Raw genomic sequence first — 20769 nt, 5'->3', positions numbered from 1 at the left:
CGTCCCGGAATTCCTTATCAGGAACCCGTCTTCTTGTTCTTGTCGGTGACGTCCTCGAACTCCGCGTCGACGACTTTCTCGCCCTTCGCGTCGGTCGCACCGGCACCCGGTCCGCCGGCCGTCCCGGCGGCACCCGCCTGGGCTTCGGCCTGCTGGGCCTTGTACATCGCCTCGCCGAGCTTCATCGCGGCCTGGGTCAGGTCGTTGGTCTTGCCCTTGATGGCCTCGACGTCCTCGCCGGCGAGCGCCGTCTTCAGACCCTCGAGCGCACCCTCGATCTCGGCCTTCTCGGTGGGGCTCACCTTGTCGCCGTACTCCTTCAGGTGCTTGTCGGTCGAGTGGACCAGCGCCTCGCCCTGGTTGCGGGCGTCGATCAGCTCGCGCTTCTTCTTGTCTTCCTCGGCATGCAGCTCGGCGTCCTTCACCATCTTCTGGATGTCGGCCTCGCTGAGGCCGCCCGAAGCCTGGATGCGGATCTGCTGCTCCTTGCCGGTGGCCTTGTCCTTGGCCGAGACCTGCACGATGCCGTTGGCGTCGATGTCGAAGGTGACCTCGACCTGCGGCACGCCGCGCGGTGCCGGCGGGATGCCGACCAGATCGAACTGACCCAGCATCTTGTTCTGGGCGGCGATCTCGCGCTCGCCCTGGAAGACGCGGATGGTCACGGCGGTCTGGTTGTCGTCGGCCGTCGAGAAGGTCTGGCTCTTCTTGGTCGGGATCGTCGTGTTGCGCTCGATCAGGCGCGTGAACACGCCGCCCAGCGTCTCGATGCCGAGCGACAGCGGCGTCACGTCGAGCAGCAGGACGTCCTTGACCTCGCCCTTCAGCACCGCCGCCTGCACCGCCGCGCCGACCGCGACGACTTCGTCGGGATTGACGTTACGGGCCGGCTCCTTGCCGAAGAACTGCTTCACGACCTCGATGACCTTCGGCATGCGCGTCATGCCGCCGACCAGGATGACCTCGTCGATCTGTCCGGCCTGCAGGCCGGCATCCTTGAGCGCCGCCTTGCAGGGCTCGAGCGTCCGCTGCACCAGGTCGTCGACCAGCGACTCGAGCTTGGCGCGCGAGAGCTTGATGACGAGATGCTTCGGACCGCTGGCGTCGGCCGTGATGAACGGCAGGTTGATCTCGGTCTCCTTGGAATTGGAGAGCTCGATCTTGGCCTTCTCGGCCGCTTCCTTGAGACGCTGCAGGGCGAGCTTGTCGTTGCGCAGGTCGATGCCCTGCTCTTTTTTGAACTCGTCGGCCAGGTAGCTGATGATGCGCTGGTCGAAGTCCTCGCCACCCAGGAAGGTGTCGCCGTTGGTCGCCTTGACCTCGAACACGCCGTCGCCGATCTCGAGGACCGACACGTCGAACGTGCCGCCGCCAAGGTCATAGACCGCGATCGTGCCGGTCTTGCGCTTGTCCATGCCGTAGGCGAGCGCCGCGGCCGTCGGCTCGTTGATGATGCGCAGCACTTCGAGGCCGGCGATGCGGCCGGCATCCTTGGTCGCCTGGCGCTGGGCGTCGTTGAAGTAGGCCGGGACGGTGATGACCGCCTGCTCGACCTTCTCGCCGAGATAGGCCTCGGCCGTCTCCTTCATCTTGCCCAAAATGAACGCCGAGATCTGGCTCGGGCTGTACTGTTCGCCGTTCACCTCGACCCACGCGTCGCCGCTCGGCGCCTTGTCGATCTTGAAGGGGACGAGCGTCTTCTCCTTGGCGACCATGGGGTCGTCGAAGCGGCGGCCGATCAGGCGCTTGACCGAATAGAGGGTCTTCAGCGGGTTGGTGACGGCCTGGCGCTTGGCAGCCTGGCCGACCAGGCGCTCGCCGCCATCCGTGAACGCGACCATCGAAGGCGTCGTGCGCGCGCCCTCGGAATTCTCGATGACCTTGGTGTCGCCGCCTTCCATGACCGCGACGCACGAGTTGGTCGTACCCAAGTCGATGCCAATGACTTTCGCCATGATTTCTACTCTCTTCCCTCGGCAAGCCGTTCCGGGCCCAAAGGCGCCCGATCGGCCCCCGTACTGTGGTTACCTGCCGGAAAAAACCGGGTCAGGACAGGGGCTATATAGGTCCTGTCCGCCTGCCTGCAATGGACGTGAGGACCAAAATCTCCGCTGGAATGTGCCGTTTGGCGCACTACCGGGCGGACTCATGGGAGTGGCCGGCGAGGCCGGCCCCCTCCTTAATTCGCGCTGGAGGCCGCTGCGCCGGCGGCGGGGCCGCCCTTGGAAACCGCGACCATCGCAGCCCGCAGGAGACGCCCGGCAATCAGGTATCCGGGGATCAATTCCTGGACCACCGTGCCGTGCGGCACGTCGGGGTTTTCGACCTCCATCATGGCCTGATGGAATTCGGCGTTGAACGGCTTGCCGAGGCTCTCGATGCGGGTGACGCCGTGGCGCTCCAGCACCGACTGCAATTCGCGATCGGTCGCCTGGATGCCGACGATCACGTTGCGCAGCGCCGGATCCAGGGAATCGAGGTCCGCCGGCAAGGCCGACAGGGCGCGGCCGAAATTGTCGGCCACCGAAAGCACGTCGCGGGCAAAGCGCTCGACACCGAACTTGCGCTCCTTCTCGACATCCTGCTGGGCCCGGCGGCGCACGTTCTGCGCCTCGGCCAGGGCCCGGAGCTGCTTGTCCTGGAGGTCGGCCTTTTCGGCCTGGAGCTGCTCGACGAGACGCTGCCACTCGGCGGCGCTTTCCGGCCGGGGCGGAATGTCGAGATTGTCCGGGTCGACCGGCATATCCGCCGGGGCGCCGCCCGCGGTTGGATCGCTGGCCATAGGGTGTCCCCTTTGTGTGTTGGTTGCTTGAAGCGGCCTTCACTTAGGGACGAGGCCGCTCCGGGTCAACTGGCTCAGGCGGCCTGCAGGGGTGCCTGCAGCCTGGTGCCGCGCACGATGATGCCGCCGCGGTCGCCGATGGTGACCTGACCGTAGCGCTGGGCGAAGATCTCGGGCAGCGGCCGGGCGCCCTCGGCGGCCAGCCACAGGCGCAGCAGGTGACGGCGACGCTCCGGTTCGGGCCAGTCGTCGAAGCCGGTGCGGTCGTGCAGCATCGTGTGGTTGTGAACCAGCTGCACGTCGCCCGGCTTGAACTCCATGAAGGTGTTCAGTGCCGGATCGTTGGCCAGCGAGTCGAACATGTCGAGGGCCTCGACCAGTTCCGGCGTGTGCCGCGGCGCCTCGGGGAAGCGCTGGGCCGAGTCGATGTACTGGCGCTGATAGATCGCCGTCAGATAGCCCTGGTGCCAGTTGAAGACCGGGATTTCGAAGAACGGCTTCTGGCCTTCCGGCACCTCGCCGCGGCGGTCGGTGGCGATCGGCTGGAACAGCAGCTTCAGCAGGTCGGGCCGGCGGCGGCGCATCTCGTTGAAGATCGTGGTCGAACTCACCAGCGCCGACAGCCCGCCCGACCGGGCGGTCTTGAGGCAGAGCAGCCCGACGATGTCGCAGGAATCGGTGTGGTAGGTCTGCCGCTCGTGAGTCTGGTAGATGCGCACGTTGGGATCGTTCACGTCGAGGCCGAGATCCTGCACATGGCCCAGCACGTGGCCCTTGCCGTTCTGCGAGCGGGCGCTGCCGAGATGGGCACCCAGGCCGAAGAAGGCCGTGGCCGATTCGCGGATCGACCAGCGCTCGACCGGCAGGCCGCGCAGCAGCAGGAAGCCGCGGCCGTTCAGCACCTCGTCGTCGACGCGCGAGCGCAGCTTGGCGCCGAGCGTCGGCAGCGGGAAATCCTGCGGCTTCAGTACCGCGATGTCGGCATCGCGCGCGACCAGCGCCTGGGTCGCGGCCTCGACCTCGGCCACCTCGGCGGTCGAGAGCGGCATCATCCAGTCGTCGCGCTTGGCGATCTCGGGTCCGTACCAGGCGGCGGCGCCGGTCTGCTCCGGCGGGAGTTCGTACGACATGCTCAGGCGTTCCTCGGTTTGGTCTTCTTTATGCGTCCCACGGAAAACGGGGGGCGAAGAGCTCGGTGTCGCTGGTCGAGAGCCGGTAGCTCTCGGTGGCATTGACCAGGGCGGCGCGGATGCCGGGTTCCAATGCGCTGTGACCGGCATCGGGCACGACGACGTAGCGCGCCTCCGGCCAGGCGCGGGCCAGCGCATCGGCCGTCACCGGCGGGCAGACGATGTCGTAGCGACCCTGGACGATGGTGGCAGGCAGGTGGCGGATACGGTCGAGATCGGTCCAGGGCCAGCCTTCCGGCACGAAGGTGCCGTTGGCGAAGTAGTGGGCCTCGATGCGCGATAGAGCCAGCGCGAAGCCGCCATGGTCGGTCTCGAAGGGCGCGCGGACCGTGGGGTAGAGCGTCGAGCAGGCCGCCTCGTAGCGGCTCCAGGCCCGCGCCGCCGGGCGGTGCAGGTCGGGATTGCGGTCGATCAGGCGGCGGTAATAGTTGCCCAGCAGGTCGCCGCGCTCATCGGCCGGAAGGTGCTCGGCGAACTCGCGCCACGCTTCCGGGAAGATGGTGCGCATGCCGTGGAGGAACCAGTCGATCTCCGGGCGCGCGCCCAGGAAGATGCCGCGCAGGATGAAGCCGGTCGCCCGGCCGGGGTGGCTGAGGCCATAGGCCAGTGCCAGCGTGCTGCCCCACGAGCCGCCGAACAGCAGCCAACTCGCGATGCCGAGATGCGCCCGGAGCTTCTCCATGTCGGCCACGAGATCGGCCGTGGTGTTGTCCTGTAACTCGCCGAGCGGCATCGAACGGCCGCAGCCGCGCTGGTCGAACACGACGATGCGGTAGAACTGCGGATCGAAGAAGCGACGATGGACGGGTGCGGAGCCGGCGCCCGGGCCGCCGTGCAGGAAGACGACCGGCACGCCCTCGGGATTGCCGCTCTGCTCCCAATAGATCGTGTGCCGACCGTCGACCGCCAGCATCCCGCTGGCATAGGGCGAGATCTCGGGGAAGAGGTCGGAGCGAAGAGGGGTCTCTGAGCGCGGCATGCGATTGTCCTCGAAGGCATCACTGCCATAGCGGCGGCATTCGTGCCAGCCTTGCGGGCAATTGCCGGCGTGTCCGTAGAGCGTCTAAGGTCAGGCCGTTCCAGGAGGATCCGTGGGTATTCGCCGTATTCTGGCGCTGGTCGCATTGCTGGCCGGCGTCGCTGCCTGCACATCCGCGGAGCCGTCCGCCTCAGCCTCGACTGCGGCCACCGGACGCGGCCCCGCCGCCCTGCCCCCCGGCATCGAAAAGCTCGTCGGCCCGGCCGACCAGGATGTTCGACTCCAGGCCTATGTCGAAGGGGTCGGTCAGCGCGTGGCGACGGCTGCCGGTGTCGGCGGTTTCCGCTTCATGGTGCTCGATTCGCCGGTCGCCAATGCGCATGCCGTGCAATCCTATGTCTTCGTGACGCGAGGCCTCCTGGCCCTGCTGGAGAACGAGGCCGAGCTTGCCGCCGCCGTCGGTCATGAACTCGGCCATCTGGTGCAGCGCCACGCCGCGCAGCGTGCGCGCGTGCGTCAGGGTGTACTCGATGCGGCGATCGGCGCGGCGGCCGCCAGCGGGTCGGTCACGGTCGGCCGCGCCGTGGCGCAGGACGGCTTGCTCGCCCTGCGGCGTTACTCGCGCGAACAGGAACTCGAGGCCGACCGCCTGGGGCTCGGCTATATCGTCAAGGCCGGCTATCGCGGCGACGCGATGGCGTCCCTGATCGATCGCCTGCGTCGCCAGGACTCTCTCGAAGCGCAGATCATGGGCGAGTCGCCCGATGTCGGCGACCGGCCGAGTGCCGCGTCGACCCATCCGGTGCCGATGGAACGCACCTCCGCCATCGCCGGCCTGCCGCTCGCGAACGCGCCCGGCGAAACGAACGAGAAGGGCTACTTCGCGGCCATCGACGGCATGTCGGTCGATGACTCGCCGCGGGAGGGGTTCATCCGGGGGCGCACTTTCCTACACCCGACGATGCGCCTGGCCTTCACGGCGCCGCCGGGCTTCCGCCTGCTCAACGACAGCGACGGCGTGCTGGCCGTCAACCGCGACCGCTCGCTGATGCTGTTCGCCTGCCTGTCGACGTCGATTGCGGGGCCGCTCGACGACTGGATGCGCAACAAGCTGAAGCCGACGCCCACCAACATCCAGACCCTGGAGATCAACGGCAACGAGGCGGCGATCGGCGCCCGTCCGCGCGGCTCCGATACCGGGCTCGGCCAGGCGCGCTATGTCGTCATCCGGGACGGCAATCGCGTGTGCAACTTCGCGCTGGTGAGCGAGGGCGCCAACCAGGACCGGCAGATCGAGGAAATGGTCCGCGCGGCACGGACTTTCCGCACCCTGACGCCGGCCGAGGCGGCGGCGCTGCGGCCGTACCGGCTGCGCATCGTCTCGCCGGCGGGATCGACGCCCGCCCAACTCGCGGCCCGCATGCCCTACGCCGACCTCAAGATGCAACGGCTTCTGGTGCTCAACGCGGCTGAGACGCCGGCCGAACTGGCGAGCCGCACCCAGATCAAGCTCATCGAGCCTTAGGCCTCGATCCGCTCCCGCACGTTGCCCCCGGCATCGAGCCCCACCAGGGCCGGTGTGCCCCGCGTGACGGTCACGACCCGGCCGCAGTCCCGGGGGACGTTCCGGGACGGACCGGCACCGCGCACGACACGCTCTATGGCCGGCCAGCCGCCGTCGCCTGCCTTACCCAGCGCCTCGTCGAGGGCCGAGTCGGTCGGGGTGCTCCACCAGAAGGCGTCGGCCTGTCCGTCGAGTGGCCGGCCGGGATCGACCCCGCTGGCCGCAAAGACGAGGCGGCCTTCGGCGCTGAGGGCGGCGCGGGAGAGGGCGTTCAGGAGATCGGCGTGGCCGGGCCGGGCCGCCTGACGCGCGCGCAGGCCCGAGGTCCAGCGGGCGATCGCGAGGGAGCCGTTGCGGCTGGCAATGCGGCCCTCGGCGATGGAATAGCCATAGGCCTCGATGATGGCGGCCAGTCCCCGCGACAGCATCCAGTCGAGCACGTCGAGCGGCGCCAGCGCGAACTGGAGCTGCAGCGCCTTGTGCCAGATCTCCTCCTGCGGCCCGCGCAGGAAGACGAAATCCTCGACCTCGGCTCCGGGCCTCGCCAGCAGGCGCCGGCGCAGCCGCAGCATGAGGTCGAGCGTGCGTGGCGTGTTGCCGGCGGCGCCCAGCATGTTGCCCAGCACCACGAGCCTGTCGCCGGGCTGCCAGTGCTGCATCAGCGCACCGCCCAGCCGCTCCAGCGCGGCATCGTCGCCGGCCAGGGCACCGAGCGCCCATGTGGTGCCGCCCTCGCGCAGGCGGGCGATCGAGGCAACTTTGGTCATGATCGAGGAAAATCGCGTCGAACGGCCGAACATGAAAAAGGCGGCTCGACACGAACGTGCCGGGCCGCCTTTTCGCTCATGGTCGTACCAGGACCCTCTAGGCGACCTTCTGCAGGACGCTGTTGAGCTTCTGAGTCGCCAGATCCTTGTCGATCCGCTCGACCGCGGCGAGTTCGCGCGCCAGCCGGTCCAGCGCGGCCTCGTAGATCTGCCGTTCGCTGTAGGACTGGTCGGGCTGGCCGGCATTGCGATGCAGGTCGCGCACGACTTCGGCGATCGATACCGGGTCGCCCGAGTTGATCTTGGCTTCGTATTCCTGGGCGCGGCGGTTCCACATGGCGCGGCTCACGCGGCTGCGGCCCTTGAGGGTCACCAGCGCACTTTCCATGATCTTGCGCGAGCTGAGCTTGCGCAGACCGGAGATCTTCGCCTTCGCCACCGGAACGCGGAGCATCATGCGCTCCTGCTCGAACGAAATCACGAACAGGTCGAGCTTGTGACCTGCGATTTCCTTGGCTTCGATATCGATTACACGGCCGACGCCATGCGTCGGGTACACCACGAAATCGCCCTTCTCGAAGGCATATTCCTTCGGCTTGGCGGGCGCCTTCTTCGGCTTGGCCATATCATCTAGTCCCTTCACAACAGCCCCGCTTTCTGCGATACCGCGACCCACCGCATACGCTCCCCTGCGCATTCGGCCCGGCGTCACGCCATCGGTAGGTTTCTTTCGGATACCGAAGTGGACACCGAGCGAGCGGCGGACCGGACCCCGGACCGCTTCAAGCGGCAGTCTCATATCAGAATTCAGGCGCGGAGTCGCGCAATATGTTGCATTTCAGCAACGGTCGAGCCATGCAGAAACTGCATGGCTGTTGCAAAAGGTACAATTAAGAACTTTACCGAGGTGGGTTTTAGCGAGCCGCAGGCTTGTCGCTGAAATACTTCTCGAACTTGTCCTTCTCGTCCTTGAACTGCTCGGCGTCGGCCGGTGCGTCACCCTTGCGGGTAATGTTGGGCCAGGTCAACGAAAGACTGCGGTTCAACTCCAGCCATTTCTCCAGGCCCTTTTCGGTGTCGGGCAGGATGGCATTCGGCGGGCATTCGGGCTCGCAGACACCGCAGTCGATGCATTCGTCGGGATTGATGACCAGCATGTTGTCTCCCTCGTAGAAGCAATCCACGGGGCACACTTCGACACAGTCCATGTACTTGCACTTGATGCAAGCCTCAGTCACGACGTAGGTCATATCAGCTCCAGAAACGAGCGGCGGCTGCTTAACGTGCGAACCCCCGCCGCGCAAGGCTGGCGAAGGCGCGCACACCATTTAAGGCGAGTCGATCTCCTCATACAACGCGCGGGCCTCCGATGCAGGCCCGCGACGTTCCCCGAGCGCCACGATCCGCACGACTCTCACCCTCGGTCCGAGCGCAAAGGTGAGCACCATGCCCGGTGCCACCGCGGCATGCGCCTTCTCGACGGCGCGGCCGTCGATCCGGCAGCGTGATTTTTCCACGTAGCGCGTCGCCAGGGTGCGGGTCTTGAAGAAGCGCGCGTGCCAGAGCCACTTGTCGAGCCGCATCGCGCCTCAGCGACTCACGGGTGGCTACTTCTTTCCACCGAGCTTGAGCTCGAGCAGCTTGGCGAACGGCGAATCGGCGGCCGCATCGCCCTTCGTCTCCGTCGAAGCGTACAGGCGCAGGGCCGGGCCGCCGCTGTCGCGTCGCGGTGGGCGCGGGCCACGCCTGTCGTCGCGGCCGCGATTGTCCTGGGGTGGGCGACCGTCCTTGCGCTCCTGCTTCGGACCCTCGGGGCGCGGGCCCTTGTCGGACTGGCCACCCCCTGGCCGCGGTCCGCTGCGGGGGCCGTCGTCCCTGCCTTTCGGCGGACGCGGTGAGTCGGCGAAGAACTGACGCTCGTTGGGCCGTTCCGGCCGCTCGCGGCGGCGCTGGTTGCGCTCGCGCTCCTGCAGGCGTTGACGTTCGCGCTGCTCCTCGCGCTCGCGCACGAAGCGCGGCTTGATGGAGAAAGCGTAGAGCGGCCCGTTCTCTTCCGACGGCGGATGTACGCGATAGCCGAGCGCCCGCAGCACGTTGGCCATTTCGGGCTCGGAGCAGCCGACCAGCGACATCATCTGGGGCGTGGCCCGGAACCAGCCCGGCGGCAGCGGACGCGGCTCCTTCTTCGCCGGCTTGGTGTCGGCCTGGATGGAGGCATTTTCGGCCGGGACGTCTGCCGCTTCCGGGGTAGCTTCGGTCGCGGTCGGCTCGGCCGCCGTTTCCTCGTCCACCGGCGTTTCGGCCGTCAGCTCCTGCGCCGCGGGCTCGCTGGCAACCGGAGCGGCAGCGGTGTCGGCAACCGGCGCGGCCTCGGCGGGGGCTTCGGCAACGACTTCGTCCGCGGGCTCGGCAGCCTGTTCAGGGACTGGCTCGGCGGCCGGCTCCGCCGGTTCGTTCTCGCCGAAAGCCGCGGCGACGATCGCCCATTCGCTGATCTCGTCCGCTGTCGCCGGGGCGGGAATCGCGGGCGCGGCATCCTTTGTCTCTGCGGCGGGCTTCTTGTCCTGCCTCTCCTGCTGGGCGCGGCGTGACGTCTCGCGGCTGTCTCGAACCGCGGCCCGCGCCATGGCGGCCAGGCGCTCGACCATGTCGGCGCGGATCGCATGGTCGCCGAGGGGCAGGTAGCCGATGGTCGTGTAGAAATCGCGCTCGGCATCGCGCGGCAGGTCCATCGACGTGCGGCCTTCGGCCGGCAGTGTCGGGATGGTCTCGCGGTTCTTGGCGATCATCCAGAGGCCGGCGCGCAGGCGAATCGGCACCGGCTTCAGCATGCTGGGGAAATAGAGCGAGAAGACGCCGATGCGGACGCCGAGGCGCGCCAGTGCCTTGCGATCCTCGTCGCTGAGCTGGGTGAGCTGTTCCTCGACCGGGCGGCGCGGCAGGACCCCTAGTCCTTCGCAGAGCTGGAAGATGACGCCGCGGGCACCGGCCGGCAGTTCGGTGGTGGCGCGTGCGTCCATCAATTCGCTGAGGCCGAGGCGAATGCGGGTTTCCACCCAGGTCGCGGCGCGCTTGCGCACTTCCTCCCGGGCCGGGCCGTCGAGCAGGTCGGTGGCGATCGCCTCGACCTTCGGCGCCAGCACGTCGCCCGACGGCAACAGCCGCGCCACGGGGCCACCGCCCCAGCAGACACGCAGTTGCCCGTCGAAGACGATTTCGCCGTCCTGACTGTTCACGAAGGCCTGCAGACGATCGGGCAGATCCTGGCGCAATGCGCGCAGAGCCGCACTCAGCACCGCCTTCTGGTCGGTCTGTCCTTCGGTTGCGTCCGGTACGAAGCGGAAGCCTTCGATGCGACCGAGGTGCTCGCCCTCGACCGTGACTTCGCCCGCTGCGGCGACTGACGAGTTCATTTCACCCTCATCGCGCAATCTTCGTACAAGCAAAGCCGCGCGTCTATCGACAAACCGTTGTGTGAGCCGCTGATGCAAAACATCTGAAAGCCTGTCCTCGATGGCGCGCGCGCGCTCTTGCCAGTGGGTGGCGCGCTGAATCCAGTCGGGCCGATGGGAAATATAAGTCCATGTCCTAACGTGTGCGATGCGCGCCATCAACGTGTCGATGTCGCCATCGAAACGCTCGAGGCGCTTCACGTGGCTCTCGATCCAGTCCTCGGGGAGCCGTTCGCCGCCCTGCGTCAGGTGTGCGAAGAGCTGTCCCAGCAGCTGAATGTGCTCTTCGGTCATCGTCTTGCGGAAATCGGGAACCTGGCACACTTCCCAGAGGAGCCTGATTCGACGCGGTGAGTGCAGCCGCGGCAAAAACGCCGACTGCGCCGCCAGTGTCTGCAGGGCGATCTGGTCGTCCTGTTCGCGGACGCGCTGGAGCGCAGCATGGGGCGGGCTGGCGTTCAGCGAGCCGACCAGGGTCTGGACCGAGCGGAAATCGAGCTCGCTGTTGCGCCATTGCAGGTCGCGCAGCGGGTCGAAGCGATGGCTCTCGATCGCTTCCACGACCTCCGCGTCGAGGCCGGGCAGCCCGGCGGTGGTGCCGAAAGTGCCATCGTTCATGTGACGGCCGGCGCGGCCCGCGATCTGCGCCAGCTCGCCGGTGCGCAGCGGCCGTGAGCTGCGGCCGTCATATTTCCGCAACGACGCGAACCAGACATGGTTCACGTCCATGTTCAGTCCCATGCCGATCGCGTCGGTCGCCACGAGATAGTCGACCTCGCCCGACTGGAACATGTCGACCTGGGCATTGCGCGTACGTGGACTCATGGCGCCCATGACGATTGCCGTACCGCCGCGCTGCCGGCGGATCAGCTCGGCGATCTCGTAGACCTCGTTGGCCGAGAAACCCACGACCGCCGAACGCTGCGGCAGGCGCGTGGCCTTCTTCGAGCCGACATAGGTCAGGTTGGAGAAGCGCGGACGCGCGACCACGTCGATGTTGGGCAGCAGTCGGTTCAATACCGGACGGATCGTGTCGGCGCCCAGCAGCATCGTCTCGTTCAGGCCGCGCGCATGCAGCAGCCGGTCGGTGAAGAAGTGGCCGCGCTCCGGGTCGGCCGCCATCTGCACCTCGTCCACGGCGAGGAAGGAAACCGGCCTCTCGACCGGCATCGATTCGACGGTGCAGACGAAATAGCGCGCACTCGCCGGCGCGATCTTCTCCTCGCCCGTGATCAGCGCGACCTGGGCAGCGCCCTTCAATTTGACGATGCGCTCGTAATTCTCGCGCGCCAGCAGCCGCAGCGGAAAGCCGATCATGCCCGAATCGTGGCCGAGCATGCGCTCGATCGCGAGATAGGTCTTACCGGTGTTGGTGGGGCCGAGGACGGCGGTCAGGCGGCCGGAGGCGCCGGAAAACGACATGGCCGCACCATCGCGCGCGGTCGCGGCGGAAGCAAGGCAGACGGCTCAGCCCGAATAGGCGGGTTCCAGCTTGTTGCAGCCGATCATCGGGCCGTGGTCGGACCACTGGACCAGTACGGCCACGCCCTGGGTGGCGCCGATGTCACCGCCGGGAACGGTCCAGCTCTTCGCCGCGCCGTCCCAATGGTCGATCAGTTCGAGCCGCCGCACGACGTTGAAGTTCTCGATCATGCGGCCCTGGTTCTCGCCGCTCTTCACCGGCGTGGTGTGGCGACGGTCGTACACGGCCAGGGTCACGTCGGCGGTACGGCCGCCGAGCGGGAAGGGGTCGAGCCTGATGGTGAGCGGACTGCCCATCGTGCGTGCGAGTTCGGGCGTCGCGCGCCGGGGCGAGAGAGCCTGGGCCTTGGCCAGAAGCGCTTCGATGGGGCCCTTCTCGCGACCGGTGTCGTGGCCGATGCCGTCGACCACCATCTCCGGCGTGTAGACATAGCGTTGCTTCAACACGCGGGCATAGGCGCGCTGACGCTCGGTCGTTTCGCGCGAAGCGAAGGGATCGCGCCAGCCGATATAGTCCCAGTAGTCGACGTGGAAGGCGAGGGCGACGATGTCGGCGCGCAGGGACAGGCGACCGAGATAGGCGTCGGCCGGAGGACAGGAGCTGCATCCCTGCGACGTGAACAGCTCGACGGCCCATGGCCCGTCGCCGGCCGGCCGCGCGGACGACGGCAGCGCCGCCGACAGGCTGGCCGCAGCCGCACCGGTCAGCAGGGATCTGCGACTTGGAATGAAAGACGTCGTCATGGCGACAGGATGCGCGCGCAGCCCTCGCTCTGCCAATCAACAATCGCTCACCGACCGCTCACTGCCCGGTGACGTTCCGGCCCGCGGAGGTCGCCGTGCCTTATGGACTCGGAAAGAGTAATATTATAACAATCCCTCCGAATGCACCGACCGATCTCTCCCGGCACGACCCTGCTCGCCATGAGCGCTTCGACACGGATCGCCGTGGCGATCGCCGTTTCGGCGCTGCTCTGGCTGTGTGCCTGGTGGGCGCTGTAAGGCCGCGATGACCGCCGCCCTGCGCCTCACAGATCTGACCGTGAGTTACGATCGTCGCCCGGCGGTACACCACGTGTCGGCGGAGATCCCCGCCGGCGAGATGACGGCCATCGTCGGTCCAAACGGGGCGGGCAAGAGCACGCTGCTGAAGGCGCTGCTCGGTCTCGCGCCGCGGATCGAGGGCCGGATCGAGTGCACCGCGAAGCGGATCGCCTATCTGCCGCAGCAGGCGGAGATCGATCGTTCCTTCCCGATCTCGGTACTCGATACGGTCCTGCTCGGCCGCTGGTCGCGTTTCGGCGGCTTCCGGGCCGCCCGCCCGGTCGATCTCGAAGACGCCCGGCGCGCGATCGAAGAAGTTGGCCTCTCGGGTCTCGAGCGCCGTCCGATCGACACACTGTCGGTCGGCCAGTTCCAGCGCGTGCTGTTCGCCCGCCTGCTGCTGCAGGATGCCGACCTCGTGCTCCTCGACGAGCCGTTCGCCGCCATCGACAGCAGGACCGTTTCCGATCTGATGGCCGTGATCCGCCGTTGGCGCGACGAGAAGCGCACCGTCGTGGCCGTGTTGCACGATTTCGACCAGGTTAGGCGCGACTTCCCCTACGCGCTGCTGCTGGCGTGCGAACTGGTCGACGCCGGTCCGACGTCGCGTGTCCTCTCGCCCGAGAACCTGGTGCGGGCCCGCGCCCTCGCCGAATCGCGGGACGAGCACGCCGGCGCCTGCGACGTGCCTCTGCGTCTCAGCGCCTGATCGAGCGCTTCGCGTCATGTTCTACGAGTATGTGATCGCGCCCTTCGCCGATTTCGGCTTCATGCGCCGCGCGCTCGTCGCGAGCCTGGCGCTGTCGATGGGCGGCTCGGCGATCGGCGTGTTCCTGATCCTGCGCCGCATGAGCCTGATGGGCGACGCGCTCGCCCATTCGCTTCTGCCCGGCGCCGCCCTCGGCTTCCTGATCGGCGGCCTGTCGCTGCCGGCGATGAGTCTGGGCGGCTTCATCGCCGGCGTCGCGACGGCGCTGCTCTCGGGCGTGATCGCGCGCTTCTCCAGCATGCGCGAGGATGCAAGCTTCGCCGCCGCCTATCTGACGGCCATGGCGCTGGGCGTTCTCATCGTCTCCCTGCGCGGCTCGGCGGTCGATCTCATGAACATCCTGTTCGGCGCGATCCTCGCCGTCGACGAGCCGGCGCTGATCCTCGTCGTGTCGACCGCGACGGCGACCCTCATCGGTCTCGCCGCCATCTATCGCCCGCTGGTCGTCGAATGCTTCAACCCGGGCTTCCTCGCCGCCATGGGGATGCGGGGCTCGCTCTATCACTATCTGTTCCTGTCGCTCGCCGTGCTGAACATGGTGGCGGGCTTTCAGGCGCTCGGCACGCTGATGGCGCTGGGCCTGATCCTGTTGCCGGCCGTCGCCTCGTCGTTTTGGGCGCGCGAAGTCTGGTCGATGAGCCTGGTCGCCGCGCCGATGGCATTTGCCTCTGCGGCGATCGGGCTGCTGGTATCGTTTCATGCCGGCCTGCCGTCCGGTCCGGTCATCGTGCTGTGCGCCAGCTCGTTCTTCCTGATGTCGTTGCTCTTCGGGTCGCGCGCCTCGGTGCGCGCCCGCCTGTCACGGTCGGTTCACTTGCGCGGGTGACGGGGCGGGCTAGGGTGCCTCCTGCGGAGGAAACCAAGCATGACCAACTCGCCGGTGCCGGGCGTCACCCTCAAGACCACGACGGCCAACACCATCCACATGCGCTATGCCGAGGCCGGCCCCAAGGAAGGCCGTGGACCGCTCGTGCTGTTCTGTCATGGCTGGCCGGAGAGCTGGTACTCCTGGCGCCACCAGCTTCAGGCGGTGAGCAATGCGGGCTTCCGCGCCGTCGCCCCCGACATGCGGGGGTACGGCGGCACTCAATCGCCCGAACCGATCGACCAGTACACGCTCTTCCATCTCGTGGGCGACATGGCCGAACTGGTGAAGGCGCTGGGCGAGACCCGGGCGGTGATCGTGGGCCACGACTGGGGGGCTCCCGTCGCCTGGCATGCCGCCCTGTGGCGGCCGGATCTCTTCACCGCCGTCTGCGCCATGAGCGTTCCTTACGCCCCGCCGGGCTATGTCGACATCCTGTCGGCGCTGGAGAAGCTCGGCATCGACAACTTCTATCTGCAGTATTTCCAGAAGCCGGGCGTCGCCGAGGCCGAACTGCAACAGGACATTCGCGGCGCCTTACGCAAGCTCTACTTCACGGCCGGCGGCGAGATGACGGAGAAGGACAAGGGCTTCGGCCGCCTCACCGGCGGCTCGCTCCTGGCCAACACCGTCGACCCCGGCAAGCTGCCGGACTGGCTGACGGATGCCGACCTCGACTACTACGCCGGGGAGTTCACCCGTGCGGGTTTTCGCGGCGGGCTCAACTGGTATCGCAATCTGCGGCGCAACTGGGAGCTGAGCGGCCCGTGGCGCGGCCAGCCGATCCGCCAGCCCTCGATGTTCATCGCCGGCAGCCGCGACGGCGTGCTGCGCTTCCCGGCCGCCAAGAGCCAGCTCGATGCCTATCCGACCACCCTGCCGGGCCTGCGTGGCAGCCACATCCTCGACGGCGCCGGCCACTGGGTGCAGCAGGAGCGGGCGGCCGAGGTGAACCGCCTGCTGATCGAGTTCCTGAAGGGCCTATAAGGCGGGCGGCCTATCCAGCCCGAACCCTATACCAGCGTGCGCAACTCCGCCGTGGCGACCGACAGCATGGCGAGATCGATGGTTCCGGCCGCGGCGAGATCCTCCTTCAGGAGCCGGTCGACGCGCTCCAGGGCGAGCTTGCGCGGTTCGCTCCAGGCGGCGAGGGCCGAATCGGGATCGCAGTCGCTGCCGCTGCCCGCCCGCAATGCCGACCGCAGCAGCTCGGCATGGAGTGCCGCCAGCTCGTCCTGCATCGCAAGCGCGGCCTGCGACGGCCACAGCCCTTCTCGGGGCAGCTTGTGCGCGGCGTTCGCCAGCAGCGCGAACGACAGCCGCTCCCCCAGCCGGAAGTAGAGCCTTGCGGCACTGCCGATCGTGCATCCGTTGGCCTCGGCGGCCAGGGCGAGGTCACCCGCCGCGGACAGGGTCTCGAGCGCGGCGGCGCGGCGGGCGAGATCGGCCGGCGCGCCCATCGCCTCGAGGGCGGCGGAACGCTCGCCCAGCGCGGCCCCTTCGGCCTCGCCCACGAGATCCGCGGGCAGGGCGCCCAGCTCGGCGACGGCGTGGCCGAGTTGGGCCGTTGCAGCCGTCGTATCGAGCGGCTGCGGCAGGCGCCGCAGGACCCATTGCACGACGCGCAGCACGAAGCGCTGCGACGCCATCAGCATCCTGATCTGCGCCGCAGCCTTGAGCGTCGCATCGAGCGCTTCGATGTCGGTCCACAGTTCCCGCAGCTTCCAGGCATCGCGCACGACCGTGAAGGCCTGTGCGATGGCAGCCGCCGGGGCGCCGGTTCGCTGCGCTACCGTGTGCACGAAGGTCGGGCCACACCGGTTGACCAGCGAGTTCACGACCTCCAGCGCGGTGATCTCGCGGCGCAGGCGATGACCCTGCAGCGCTGCCTCATACGTTTCCTGCAGGGCCGCCGGGAAGTAGCGCAGCAGCTCCTCTCCCAGGCGCGGATCGTCCGGCAGGTCGGAGGCGAGGATCTCCTCATTGAGGTCGATCTTGGCATAGGCCAGCAGCACCGAGAGTTCGGGCCGCGTCAGCGGCTGGCGATTCTGGGCGCGCACGCGCATGGCCACGGAGTTCGGCAGGAATTCGACGGCACGGTCGAGCCGGCCCTTGCGTTCGAGGGCGCGCATGAAGCGCTCCAGCCGGTCGTGCTCCTCCGCCGCCTGGCCTTCGGCGACGCTGACCGCCTGGCTCTGCTGGTAATTGTGGCGCAGCACCAGCGCCGCGACCTCATCGGTCATCGAGAAGAGCAGCGGGTCGCGATCCGCCGCGGCGAGCGCACCGGCGGCAATGGCGGCGCTGGTCGCGATCTTGATGTTGACCTCGTGATCCGACGTGTCGACGCCGGCCGAGTTGTCGAGCGCGTCGGTGTTGATCTTGCGCCCGGCCAGCGCTGCTTCGATGCGGCCGCGCTGGGTGAAGCCGAGATTGGCGCCTTCGCCGATCACGCGGGCGCGCAGGTGCGCGGCGTCCACGCGCAACGCGTCGTTGGCGCGGTCGCCGGCTTCGCCATGGCTTTCGTCCGAGGCCTTCACGTAGGTGCCGATGCCGCCGAAATAGAGCAGGTCGACCGGCGCCGTCAGGATGGCCCGCATCAGGTCGAGCGGCGCCATCGCGGGCTGCTCTATTCCCAGAACCGCGCAGGCCTCCGGCGACAGCGCGACCGATTTGGCCGTCCGGTCGAAGATCGCGCCACCCGGCGACAGCAGGCTCGTGTCGTAATCCATCCAGGAGGAGCGCGGCAGGGCGAACAGCCGTTGCCGCTCGGCCAGGCTCGTGGCGGTGTCGGGCGTGGGATCGATGAAGATGTGGCGATGGTCGAAGGCGGCCACCAGCCTGATGTGCGGCGACAGCAGCATGCCGTTGCCGAACACGTCGCCCGACATGTCGCCGACGCCCGCGACGGTGAACGGGGTTTCCTGGATGTCCTGGCCCAGTTCGCGGAAGTGGCGCTTCACCGACTCCCACGCGCCGCGCGCGGTGATGCCCATCTTCTTGTGGTCGTAGCCCGCCGAGCCGCCTGAAGCGAAGGCATCGTCGAGCCAGTAGCCGTAGTCGCGGGCCAGCGCATTGGCGATGTCGGAGAAGGTGGCGGTGCCCTTGTCGGCGGCGACCACCAGATAGGGATCGTCGCCGTCATGGCGCACGACGTCGGCCGGGGGCACGATGCCGCCACCGTCTTGTTCGCCGATCGCATAGTTGTCGGTGATGTCGAGCAGGCCGCGGATCAGGGTCTGATAGCAGGCGATGCCCTCGGCCTGGATCTGCTCGCGGGTTCCTCCGGCCGGCGGCTGCTTCACGTAGAAGCCGCCCTTGGAGCCGACCGGGACGATGACGGCGTTCTTCACCATCTGGGTCTTCATCAGGCCGAGGATCTCGGTGCGGAAATCCTCGCGCCGGTCCGACCAGCGGATGCCGCCTCGCGCGACGCGTCCACCACGCAGGTGGATGCCTTCCATGCGCGGGCTGTAGACGAAGATCTCGACCAGAGGCCGTGGTGCCGGCAGCTCGTCGATGGTGTGGCTGTCGATCTTGAGGGAGATCCACGCCTTGGTGCCGCCCGCCTGCCAGTAGTTCGTACGCAATGTGGCGAGGATGGCATTGTGGAAACGCCGCAGGATGCGGTCTTCGTCGAGCGTGGCGACGGCTTCGAGCGCCGCAGCGAGTTCGGCCTCGATCGAAGCCATCCTCGCGGTGCGCTCTTCCGCGTTCGCTTCGCCGAATGCCGGATCGAAGCGTGTCATGAAGAGGTCGACCAGCAGCCGCGCCACCCGCGGATAGGCCGCCAGCGTCCGCTCCATATATTCCTGACTGAACGTGATGCCGGCCTGCCGGAGATACTTGGCATAGGCGCGTACGACCGCGATCTCGCGCCAGGCGAGGCCGGCGCCGAGCACGAGCCGGTTCAGCCCGTCATTCTCCAGCGCCCCCGCCCGCAATTTCTCGATCGCCTCGATGAAGCGGGGGCCTGCAACGGCGAGATCGACCGCCGACTTGTCCGCGGTCTCTACCCGTAGCACCTGCATGGCCACGCCATCGGCCGGATCCTCGTCGCTCTCCCTGCGCAGCAGGAAAGGCACTTCGCTGATCACCCGCAGGCCGAGGTTTTCGGCCAGAGGCAGGATGTCGGACAGCGCGAAAGGCTTGCGCGGATGGAACAGGCGCAGCGCGAAGCGGTGGGCCGGCATGCCGCTGCGGCGGCCGACCTGCACGCCGAAGCCGGCGCCGTCGACGAACCTCTGGAGCTGCTCGATATCGGTCGCGGCCTGCGCCGCGTCGAAGGTCTCGCGATAGACCACGGGAAACCAGTCCCGCCAGCGCCGTGCCGCGGCGCGCCCCTCGGCTTCGCCCAGCTTCTCCTGCAGGGTGGCGCGCAGCCGGTCGTTCCATGACGTCGCCGCTTCGATCATCTCGCGTTCGAGCGCGGCGAGATCGGGGGCGGGCTGCCCCGGCGTGCGGAGCCTCAGCGTATGGAGCGACTGGACCAGGGCGGAATTGCTGCCGATCGACGTGGCGACCGAGGCGACGGTGCCATCCCAGGCCTTCTCCAGAAGAAACGTGAAGCGCTCGGAAAGCGCTGCGTCGAAACGCTCGCGCGGGGCGAAGACCAGCGCGGAGGCGAAGCGGCCGAGTGTGTCGAGGCGGGTGAACAGAGCGACGCGCCGCCTTTCCTGGAGCTGCAGGATGCCCAGCACATGATCGTAGAGCGTCTCCTCGTCGATCTGGAACAGCTCGTCGCGCGGATAGGAATCCAGGATCGCCAGCAACGCCTTGCCGTCATGGCCATGCCGGTCGAAACCCGAGCGGCGCAGCAGGGTCTCGCCCCGGCCGCGCAGCAGCGGCACGTCGTGCACCGCGGCGTGATAGGCGGCGGAGGTGAACAGGCCGACGAGGCGATGCTCGCCGGTGACCCTTCCGTCGGCGTCGCAGGTCTTCACGATCACGCAGTCCATCGCGCCGATGCGGTGGACCAGCGACTGACGGTCGGTCTTCACGATCAGGATGTTGTGCGGGCCCTGCGCGAAGCGCGCCATCGCCTCGCCGCTGCCGACGCCGACGTCGAACAGGCGCACCTCGTCTCGGCGCAGGATGCCCAGCGCCGATCCCGGCACCAGCTCGTAGCGCAGGCCGCCGGGCTGGCTCGAATCCTCGGCGTAGCGGTAGCGGCGATGGCCCAGGAACGTGAAATGGTTGGCTTCGAGCCAACGCAGGAAGTCCTCGTATTCCGCGAGGTCCGGGGCGCGGCCGGGCGCCAGGTCGACGATCGTGTCGAGGCAGGCGCGGCGCATGGCGCGCCAGTCCTCGACCGCCAGCCGAACCTCGGCCAGCACGCGGGTGAGCGCCGAAGCGATCTCGTCCAGCAGCACCGGATCGGTCTGGCGGTCGATCTCGATGTGCATCATCGATTCCGAGCGCGCGCGTTCGCCGGCCTCGAGCGCGATGCCCACCAGGTCGCCGTCGAGGTCGCGGCGTGCCGCCATCACCGGATGGGCGAGCAGATGGACCGCGATTTCACGGCGGTTGAACTCGTTGGCGATCGAATCGACCAGGAACGGCATGTCGTCGTTCACGATCTGTACGATCGTGTGACGGCTCTCGAATCCGTGGTCGGGAAGCGACGGGTTGAAGATGCGGACCTTGGCGACGCCGGGAAGGCGGCGGCGGGCGAAGGCCAGCAGCGAGGTCGCGGCCGCGGCGCGCTGGTCGACAGGCGCGGCAGCCAGGTCCTTGTCGGACAGCCTGCCGAACAGCCTGCGCGCAAATTGTGCGGAATCCTCACCGCCGGCCTGCAGGGCGGCAGCGCAGATGGCGTCCAACCCATAGACGCGCGGCACCGAAGCGGTGACCATTTCTTGTGCATTCCTCCGCAATA

At 67.9% G+C, this 20769-nt stretch carries 15 protein-coding genes; 4 read left to right on the top strand and 11 right to left on the bottom strand.

What is annotated here, in order from left to right:
- Positions 1-17: 17 nt before the first annotated feature.
- From dnaK to pip, 4 genes are all read right to left on the bottom strand, one after another.
- On the bottom strand, positions 18-1955 hold the full coding sequence (gene dnaK / locus ACO07K_RS24225) for a molecular chaperone DnaK (protein ID WP_422032431.1): 1938 nt from the start codon (positions 1953-1955) through the stop codon (positions 18-20).
- Positions 1956-2179: 224 nt separating this feature from the next.
- Entirely contained in the window at positions 2180-2782 is a 603-nt protein-coding gene (locus ACO07K_RS24220; protein ID WP_422032429.1) for a nucleotide exchange factor GrpE, read from the bottom strand.
- 74 nt (positions 2783-2856) lie between these two features.
- The gene (locus ACO07K_RS24215; RefSeq protein ID WP_422032427.1) at positions 2857-3912 is read right to left on the bottom strand and encodes a TauD/TfdA family dioxygenase; all 1056 of its coding nucleotides are present in this window, start codon (positions 3910-3912) and stop codon (positions 2857-2859) included.
- Positions 3913-3940: 28 nt separating this feature from the next.
- On the bottom strand, positions 3941-4951 hold the full coding sequence (gene pip / locus ACO07K_RS24210) for a prolyl aminopeptidase (RefSeq protein WP_422032425.1): 1011 nt from the start codon (positions 4949-4951) through the stop codon (positions 3941-3943).
- 112 nt (positions 4952-5063) lie between these two features.
- Between pip and ACO07K_RS24205 the strand changes: the two genes are divergently transcribed.
- Positions 5064-6476 carry a M48 family metalloprotease gene (locus tag ACO07K_RS24205; protein ID WP_422032423.1) on the top strand — a complete coding sequence of 471 codons (1413 nt, stop codon included), beginning with the start codon at positions 5064-5066 and terminating at the stop codon, positions 6474-6476.
- Here ACO07K_RS24205 and ACO07K_RS24200 read toward each other — a convergent pair.
- The 6 genes from ACO07K_RS24200 to ACO07K_RS24175 all read right to left on the bottom strand — a co-directional run bounded on the left by ACO07K_RS24200 (position 6473) and on the right by ACO07K_RS24175 (position 12960).
- Positions 6473-7282 (bottom strand): hypothetical protein, encoded by an 810-nt coding sequence (locus ACO07K_RS24200; protein ID WP_422032421.1) that lies wholly within the window; start codon positions 7280-7282, stop codon positions 6473-6475. The genes ACO07K_RS24205 and ACO07K_RS24200 overlap by 4 nt on opposite strands.
- 97 nt (positions 7283-7379) lie before the next feature.
- Positions 7380-7907: a CarD family transcriptional regulator gene (locus ACO07K_RS24195; protein ID WP_298315789.1), complete on the bottom strand. Its 528-nt coding sequence runs from the start codon at positions 7905-7907 to the stop codon at positions 7380-7382.
- A 289-nt stretch (positions 7908-8196) separates the two neighbouring features.
- Positions 8197-8532: a ferredoxin FdxA gene (fdxA, locus tag ACO07K_RS24190; RefSeq protein WP_422032419.1), complete on the bottom strand. Its 336-nt coding sequence runs from the start codon at positions 8530-8532 to the stop codon at positions 8197-8199.
- 78 nt (positions 8533-8610) lie between these two features.
- Positions 8611-8865 carry an RNA-binding S4 domain-containing protein gene (locus tag ACO07K_RS24185; RefSeq protein ID WP_422032417.1) on the bottom strand — a complete coding sequence of 85 codons (255 nt, stop codon included), beginning with the start codon at positions 8863-8865 and terminating at the stop codon, positions 8611-8613.
- Between the two features lie 24 nt (positions 8866-8889).
- On the bottom strand, positions 8890-12156 hold the full coding sequence (locus ACO07K_RS24180) for a helicase-related protein (RefSeq protein ID WP_422032415.1): 3267 nt from the start codon (positions 12154-12156) through the stop codon (positions 8890-8892).
- 45 nt (positions 12157-12201) lie between these two features.
- Positions 12202-12960: a DUF1223 domain-containing protein gene (locus tag ACO07K_RS24175; protein WP_422032413.1), complete on the bottom strand. Its 759-nt coding sequence runs from the start codon at positions 12958-12960 to the stop codon at positions 12202-12204.
- A gap of 265 nt (positions 12961-13225) precedes the next feature.
- Here ACO07K_RS24175 and ACO07K_RS24170 point away from each other — a divergent pair, with 265 nt between their 5' ends.
- The 3 genes from ACO07K_RS24170 to ACO07K_RS24160 are packed head-to-tail and all read left to right on the top strand — an operon-like array spanning position 13226 to position 15881.
- Positions 13226-13969, top strand: coding sequence for a metal ABC transporter ATP-binding protein (locus ACO07K_RS24170; protein ID WP_422032411.1), 744 nt, complete (start codon positions 13226-13228; stop codon positions 13967-13969).
- Between the two features lie 16 nt (positions 13970-13985).
- A complete protein-coding gene (locus ACO07K_RS24165) occupies positions 13986-14855 on the top strand; it encodes a metal ABC transporter permease (protein WP_422032409.1) in 870 nt (289 codons plus the stop codon).
- Positions 14856-14894: 39 nt separating this feature from the next.
- Positions 14895-15881, top strand: a complete 987-nt coding sequence (locus ACO07K_RS24160) for an alpha/beta fold hydrolase (RefSeq protein ID WP_422032407.1) — start codon at positions 14895-14897, stop codon at positions 15879-15881.
- A 26-nt stretch (positions 15882-15907) separates the two neighbouring features.
- Here the strand turns inward: ACO07K_RS24160 and ACO07K_RS24155 are convergent, their stop codons facing one another.
- Positions 15908-20746: an NAD-glutamate dehydrogenase gene (locus ACO07K_RS24155; RefSeq protein ID WP_422032405.1), complete on the bottom strand. Its 4839-nt coding sequence runs from the start codon at positions 20744-20746 to the stop codon at positions 15908-15910.
- Positions 20747-20769 lie beyond the last annotated feature (23 nt).

The sequence above is a fragment of the Reyranella sp. genome, assembly GCF_965228225.1.
Classification (GTDB): Bacteria; Pseudomonadota; Alphaproteobacteria; order Reyranellales; family Reyranellaceae; genus Reyranella.
Note: the sequence above shows the minus strand (reverse complement) of the source record. Positions and strands in the feature narration are given on the sequence as shown.

Coding starts and splice junctions, on each gene's coding strand:
- dnaK (WP_422032431.1), bottom strand. CDS start 1,955: ATGGCGAAAGTCATTGGCATCGACTTGGGTACGACCAACTCGTGCGTC.
- ACO07K_RS24220 (WP_422032429.1), bottom strand. CDS start 2,782: ATGGCCAGCGATCCAACCGCGGGCGGCGCCCCGGCGGATATGCCGGTC.
- ACO07K_RS24215 (WP_422032427.1), bottom strand. CDS start 3,912: ATGTCGTACGAACTCCCGCCGGAGCAGACCGGCGCCGCCGCCTGGTAC.
- pip (WP_422032425.1), bottom strand. CDS start 4,951: ATGCCGCGCTCAGAGACCCCTCTTCGCTCCGACCTCTTCCCCGAGATC.
- ACO07K_RS24200 (WP_422032421.1), bottom strand. CDS start 7,282: ATGACCAAAGTTGCCTCGATCGCCCGCCTGCGCGAGGGCGGCACCACA.
- ACO07K_RS24195 (WP_298315789.1), bottom strand. CDS start 7,907: ATGGCCAAGCCGAAGAAGGCGCCCGCCAAGCCGAAGGAATATGCCTTC.
- fdxA (WP_422032419.1), bottom strand. CDS start 8,532: ATGACCTACGTCGTGACTGAGGCTTGCATCAAGTGCAAGTACATGGAC.
- ACO07K_RS24185 (WP_422032417.1), bottom strand. CDS start 8,865: ATGCGGCTCGACAAGTGGCTCTGGCACGCGCGCTTCTTCAAGACCCGC.
- ACO07K_RS24180 (WP_422032415.1), bottom strand. CDS start 12,156: ATGTCGTTTTCCGGCGCCTCCGGCCGCCTGACCGCCGTCCTCGGCCCC.
- ACO07K_RS24175 (WP_422032413.1), bottom strand. CDS start 12,960: ATGACGACGTCTTTCATTCCAAGTCGCAGATCCCTGCTGACCGGTGCG.
- ACO07K_RS24170 (WP_422032411.1), top strand. CDS start 13,226: ATGACCGCCGCCCTGCGCCTCACAGATCTGACCGTGAGTTACGATCGT.
- ACO07K_RS24165 (WP_422032409.1), top strand. CDS start 13,986: ATGTTCTACGAGTATGTGATCGCGCCCTTCGCCGATTTCGGCTTCATG.
- ACO07K_RS24160 (WP_422032407.1), top strand. CDS start 14,895: ATGACCAACTCGCCGGTGCCGGGCGTCACCCTCAAGACCACGACGGCC.
- ACO07K_RS24155 (WP_422032405.1), bottom strand. CDS start 20,746: ATGGTCACCGCTTCGGTGCCGCGCGTCTATGGGTTGGACGCCATCTGC.